The organism is Streptomyces sp. MB09-02B (genome assembly GCF_033794485.1).
Lineage (GTDB): Bacteria > Actinomycetota > Actinomycetes > Streptomycetales > Streptomycetaceae > Streptomyces.
On the sequence record NZ_JARGEE010000513.1, the window covers coordinates 1 to 5,676 of the forward strand.

The following is a 5,676-nucleotide window of genomic DNA, read 5'->3' on the forward strand; positions in this document are numbered from 1 at the left end:
CAACACCGGGGTTTCCCAAAGGGTTTTCGTTGGGAGGGTAAAGTTTTGTATAAGGGTCACCCTCCGCACGGTCCGCCACGCCCCGCACGGCGCCATGTGGAACGCCGACCCCAAGGCCTATGAAGAGGCCCTCCGCCGCTTCCTCACCCCGCTGATGTGAGTCTCCGCACGCTGAGGCAAGCAGTCCCGGCACGGTCGGCGCAGGACCGACGGAGGGGCTCGGGACCGCACCGCCACGGAGAGGTACGCCACATTCCGTTTAGCGTCGCACCAAGGCGATCCGCCTCGGTGCGGACCCCTGGGGAAACCCGTGCGTTGGCCACCCCTGTCGCCCGCTGTGACATTCCGTTTGGGTTTTCGGACCGTCAACCGGAAGACTGCCCCCCGTGACGTCCCGTAACCCGCGCGACTCCAGGCTCCGACTCGTCAGCCCGCGAACCCTGGCCGCCGCTCCCCGAGCAGCAGTGACCCAGCGCCGCCGACCGGCTCCCCGGCCCCCGGAGGGCACACCGCCGCCCGTGGAACTCGCCCGCATGGCCCGCGCCGTCCTGGCGGACGCGGCCCGCGTCGCCCGCTGGGCCGATGCCGCCCTGCGCCCCGGCCGCGACGGCGCGAGCCCCGACGGCAAGGGCTCCCTCTCCGACGCGACCGCCGAACGGGCAGCCGCCGACCTGGGGCTGACCCCGGATCAGGTCCGCCACGACTGGGACACGGCACGCCTGGCCGGCCTGGTCGAGGTGCACGGCGACAGTGCGCGCCCCGGCTGGCGCCTGCGCGCCTGGAACCGTGACGACAGCGCGGTACTGCGCGGCTGGGTCGCCTTCTTCGACGCCTGGTCCATCGCCTACCCGGAGCCCGAGGACCGGGAACCGGCGGCGGTCGCCGAGGTCGTCTCGGCCATGCCCCAGGTCCTCTCCTTCCTGCAGCTCTCCGCCGGGCCCGTCCCCGTGGAGCAGCTCCTCGACCTCCTGGACCAGCGGGTCACCGAACTGCGCACCGAGCGCTGCGAGGTCCCCTACGTCCCACCCCTCGCCCACCACCACCCTTCTGACGAGGCGCTTCGCGCCGCACCCGCTGATTCCGAGCCCGGCGCGGAGCCCACGACCGAGGACACCCCCCTCGCCCCCCTCCTCGACTGGTCCCTGCGCGCCCTCGCCTCCGTCGGCGCCCTCACCTACGGCGACGGCCAGGCCACCCTCACCCCGCTCGGCAGCTGGGCGGTCTGGGTCAAGCTCGAACAGATCTGTGTCGCCGCGCAGAGCCCCGCCGGGAACATCGAGGTCTCCGCCGAGGACATGCTCAGAGGCTGCGCCCAGCTCCGCCCGAACGCGGCCCGCGCCGAGTACCGCGCCTGGCTCGCCGCCCGCCCCGTCGGCGGCGCCGTCACCGAGCTCATCAACGCCGCCCGTGGCGAGGACGCCCTCATCCGCGGCCTCGCCTTCGAGGCCCTGCGGGTCGTCGGCGCCCCCGCGGAGCCCGACGTCCGCACCGTCGCCGACGAGACCCCGCTGCGCCCCTACGCCCTGCTGTGGCTCGCCGAGCACGACGGCGCCGATCCCGAGGACGCGCACGAGGTCCTCACCCGGGAGGAGTCCACCTGGCTCTGGGTCGACACGGCCGCCGCCGTCGCCGACCACGGTGAAGCGCCCCTGCTCGTACGGCATCTGGAGTCCGCGGTACAGGCCACGGTCCCCGCGCTGCTCGACGAGGTCCGCGCGGTCGGCCACCCCCGCACCGTCCAGGTTTTGGTCGCCCTCGCCGCCGCCCACCCCGATCCGGCCCTCGCCAAGGCCGTCCGCCGGGCTGCCTTCCAGGTGCACACCGGCGGCAGGTGACCCGGGAGGGCGGCGGCAGGCGTCAGCCGCCCGTCTCGGGGGCGTACGTGCCGAAGCTCCACACATTGCCCTCGGCGTCCCGGGCCATGTAGTCCCGCGAGCCGTACTCCTGGTCCGTCGGGGGCGTCAGGATCTCCACGCCGTGCTCCACGGCCCGCTGGTGATGGGCGTCCACGTCGTCCACGACGATGTACACACCGGCGGGCCCCGCGCCCTTCATCGCGCCGTCGAAGACGCTGCCGCTGCCCTTGGAACCGATCATCACCGCGCCGTTGCCCTGCGTGAGTTCGGCGTGCCGCACGATGCCGTCCTCGCCCTCGTACACCGAGAGCTCGGTGAAGCCCAGCGCCTCCGTGAGCTGCCTGATGGCGGCCCTGGCATCCGCGTAGAGCAGCGTCGGATAGATGCTCGGGCGCCCGTCGCTCCTGCCCGCCATACCGATCACGACCTCTCCGTCGTCCGGAAAACGACCCGCTGCCCAGTTTCGCACCCGCCACCGACAACGCCCCGTCGAGCGCGAGTGCGGGCGGGCCCGGTGACCGAGACCACGTGATCCCTTGTCACTCGGGCGGAAAACCGCTTGCTGCCCCCAGTTAGAATCGGCCTATGGCCATTCTCCTCGCGCATTAGACGGCGGGAACGTCCTCAGCCGCCCACCCGCCACCCCGATCCGCCCTGGAGTCTGTCCGTGATCTCCGCCTCCGCCGTCGAGTTGCGCGCCGGCGCCCGCGTCCTCATCGAGTCCGCCACCTTCCGTATCGCCAAGGGCGACCGCATCGGCCTGGTCGGCCGCAACGGCGCGGGCAAGACCACCCTCACCAAGTGCCTGGCCGGCGAGGGCATCCCGGCCGGCGGCACCATCACCCGCTCCGGCGAGGTCGGCTACCTCCCGCAGGACCCCCGCACCGGCGACCTCGACGTCCTCGCCCGCGACCGCATCCTCTCCGCGCGCGGCCTCGACGCACTGATCCGCAAGATGCGCGACAACGAGCAGCGGATCGCCAACGGCCAGGGCGCCACCCGCGAGAAGGCGCTGAAGCAGTACGAGCGCCAGGAGACGGAGTTCCTCACCAAGGGCGGGTACGCCGCCGAGGCCGAGGCCGCCACCATCGCCGCCGCGCTCAACCTGCCCGACCGGGTGCTCGGCCAGCCGCTGCACACCCTCTCCGGCGGTCAGCGCCGCCGTATCGAGCTGGCCCGGATCCTGTTCTCCGACGCGGACACCCTGCTCCTCGACGAGCCGACCAACCACCTCGACGCCGACTCGATCGTCTGGCTGCGGGACTACCTGAAGACCTACCGCGGCGGCTTCATCGTGATCTCCCACGACGTCGACCTGGTCGAGACGGTCGTCAACAAGGTGTTCTACCTGGACGCCAACCGCGCCGAGATCGACGTGTACAACATGGGCTGGAAGCTCTACCAGCAGCAGCGCGAGGCCGACGAGAAGCGCCGCAAGCGCGAGCGGCAGAACGCCGAGAAGAAGGCCGCCGCACTGCATTCGCAGGCCGACAAGATGCGCGCCAAGGCCACCAAGACCGTCGCCGCGCAGAACATGGCCAAGCGCGCCGACCGGCTGCTCGCCGGCCTGGACGCCGTCCGCGTCTCCGACAAGGTCGCCAAGCTGCGCTTCCCCGAGCCCGCGCCCTGCGGCAAGACCCCGCTCACCGCCGAGGGTCTGTCGAAGTCGTACGGCTCGCTGGAGATCTTCACCGACGTCGACCTGGCCATCGACAAGGGCTCCCGGGTCGTCATCCTCGGCCTCAACGGCGCCGGCAAGACGACCCTCCTCCGCCTCCTCGGCGGCGTCGAGAAGCCCGACACCGGCGAGGTGATCGAGGGCCACGGCCTCAAGCTGGGCTACTACGCGCAGGAGCACGAGACCCTCGACCCCGAGCGCACGGTCCTGGAGAACATGCGCTCCGCCTCGCCCGACCTGGACCTGGTCGAGATCCGCAAGACGCTCGGCTCGTTCCTGTTCTCCGGCGACGACGTCGACAAGCCCGCCGGGGTCCTCTCCGGCGGCGAGAAGACCCGTCTCGCGCTCGCGACCCTGGTGGTGTCCTCCGCGAACGTCCTCCTGCTCGACGAGCCGACCAACAACCTCGACCCCGCAAGCCGCGAGGAGATCCTCGGCGCCCTGCGCACCTACAAGGGCGCGGTCGTCCTCGTCACCCACGACGAGGGCGCGGTCGAGGCGCTCCAGCCCGAGCGGATCATCCTGCTGCCGGACGGCGTCGAGGACCTGTGGGGCGCGGACTACGCGGATCTCGTCGCGCTCGCCTGATCGAATCTGTTGATCAACTGCCGCTGGATCATTCGGCCCATCGGTGATCCATCATCTGTGTGAGATCTCCTCGTACCGAGGTGTGTCCTACACCGATTTCACGGCCGAGCCCTTCTGTGCGAAGGGCTCGGCCGTCGCGCGTCTCTGACCTGGGGCTTCGCGGAGCAACCCGTTCGGCCGTACGGACACGACCAGGCGGAATCACAGGTTCCGCTCGTGGGGACGCGCTCCCGTCGTCACAACCTTGTCGCACGGACCTTGCCGAATGGGTGGCCAACCCGCCCCGGAGGGGTGATCATGAGGAGACCAGAGCGCACTTCCCATGAGGAGGACCGGGTGGCCGAGACTCTGAAGAAGGGCAGCCGGGTTACCGGCGCCGCGCGCGACAAGCTCGCGGCAGACCTGAAGAAGAAGTACGACTCCGGTGCGAGCATTCGGGCGCTGGCCGAGGAAACCGGCCGCTCGTATGGCTTCGTACACCGGATGCTCAGCGAGTCGGGCGTCACGCTCCGAGGGCGTGGCGGCGCGACACGGGGCAAGAAGGCCGCGTCGGCCTGACGCCGGGCGGCCCATCGGCTTCGATGGTGGCCACCCGGTCGGTCGGCTGATCGACCGGGTGGTTACTGTGCAGTCACTTAGCGATGCTCCATCGCTCTGCTGACCGCACCCATCGGAGGCGCCCCATGGCTTCGCTCGAACCGCTGCTCGACAAGGACGGCGTACGGCTCACCGTCGACGACGCGATCGCCACGGTGACGCTGACCAATCCGGCCAAGCGCAACGCGCAGAGCCCCGCCCTGTGGCGGGCGCTCACCGAGGCCGGGCGGTCGGTGCCGGGCTCCGTCCGTGTGGTTGTGCTGCGTGCCGAGGGTAAATCGTTCTCCGCCGGCCTCAACCGGCAGATGTTCACGCCCGAAGGCATCGAAGGGGAGCCGTCGTTCATCGAGCTCGCGCGCCGTGACGACGCCGGGCTCGACGCGACCATCGCCGAGTACCAGGAGGCGTTCACCTGGTGGCGGCGCAACGACATCGTGTCCGTTGCCGCTGTGCAGGGGCACGCCGTCGGTGCGGGCTTCCAGCTTGCCCTCGCCTGTGACCTGCGCGTCGTCGCCGACGACGTGCAGTTCGCCATGCTCGAAACCAGCCTGGGGCTCGTGCCCGACCTCACGGGGACGCACCCCCTGGTGAGCCTCGTCGGGTACGCCCGCGCGCTGGAGATCTGCCTCACCGGACGCTTCGTCCAGGCGGACGAGGCCCAGCGCATCGGCCTCGCGAACCTCGCGGTGCCCGCCGACCAGCTCGACGACACGGTGCGCGACCTCGCCGGTGCGCTGGTGACCGCGCCCCGGGACGCGGTCGTCGAGACCAAGGCGTTGCTGCGCGGTGCCCAGGACCGGGGGTACGACGAGCAGCGGGCGGCGGAGCGGGCGGCCCAGGCCCGACGGCTGCGGGACCTCGCGGGCATCGGCGAGTAGGCGGCCGGGGCCGGGGCGGGGGCGCGGGGGACGGGCCGCGCTGTCCGAGGGGCGGTCCTTTATACAAATTTTACGCTGC

Annotated in this window: 5 protein-coding genes; 4 read left to right on the top strand and 1 reads right to left on the bottom strand. The window is 71.3% G+C overall.

Translation table 11 applies throughout. The annotated features are described in order from the left end of the window. Positions 1–386 precede the first annotated feature (386 nt). On the top strand, positions 387–1,835 hold the full coding sequence (locus tag P1P70_RS39395) for a hypothetical protein (protein WP_319246440.1): 1,449 nt from the start codon (positions 387–389) through the stop codon (positions 1,833–1,835). A gap of 22 nt (positions 1,836–1,857) precedes the next feature. Here the strand turns inward: P1P70_RS39395 and P1P70_RS39400 are convergent, their stop codons facing one another. Further along, positions 1,858–2,271, bottom strand: a complete 414-nt coding sequence (locus P1P70_RS39400; RefSeq protein WP_319246449.1) for a VOC family protein — start codon at positions 2,269–2,271, stop codon at positions 1,858–1,860. Positions 2,272–2,523: 252 nt separating this feature from the next. On the opposite strand from P1P70_RS39400, the gene abc-f reads away from it, so the two are divergent. From abc-f to P1P70_RS39415, 3 genes are all read left to right on the top strand, one after another. Further along, positions 2,524–4,122, top strand: coding sequence for a ribosomal protection-like ABC-F family protein (abc-f, locus tag P1P70_RS39405; protein WP_319246443.1), 1,599 nt, complete (start codon positions 2,524–2,526; stop codon positions 4,120–4,122). A 336-nt stretch (positions 4,123–4,458) separates the two neighbouring features. Then, positions 4,459–4,680, top strand: a complete 222-nt coding sequence (locus P1P70_RS39410; protein WP_006123601.1) for a helix-turn-helix domain-containing protein — start codon at positions 4,459–4,461, stop codon at positions 4,678–4,680. A 125-nt stretch (positions 4,681–4,805) separates the two neighbouring features. Continuing rightward, the gene (locus P1P70_RS39415) at positions 4,806–5,597 is read left to right on the top strand and encodes an enoyl-CoA hydratase/isomerase family protein (RefSeq protein WP_319246446.1); all 792 of its coding nucleotides are present in this window, start codon (positions 4,806–4,808) and stop codon (positions 5,595–5,597) included. Positions 5,598–5,676 lie beyond the last annotated feature (79 nt).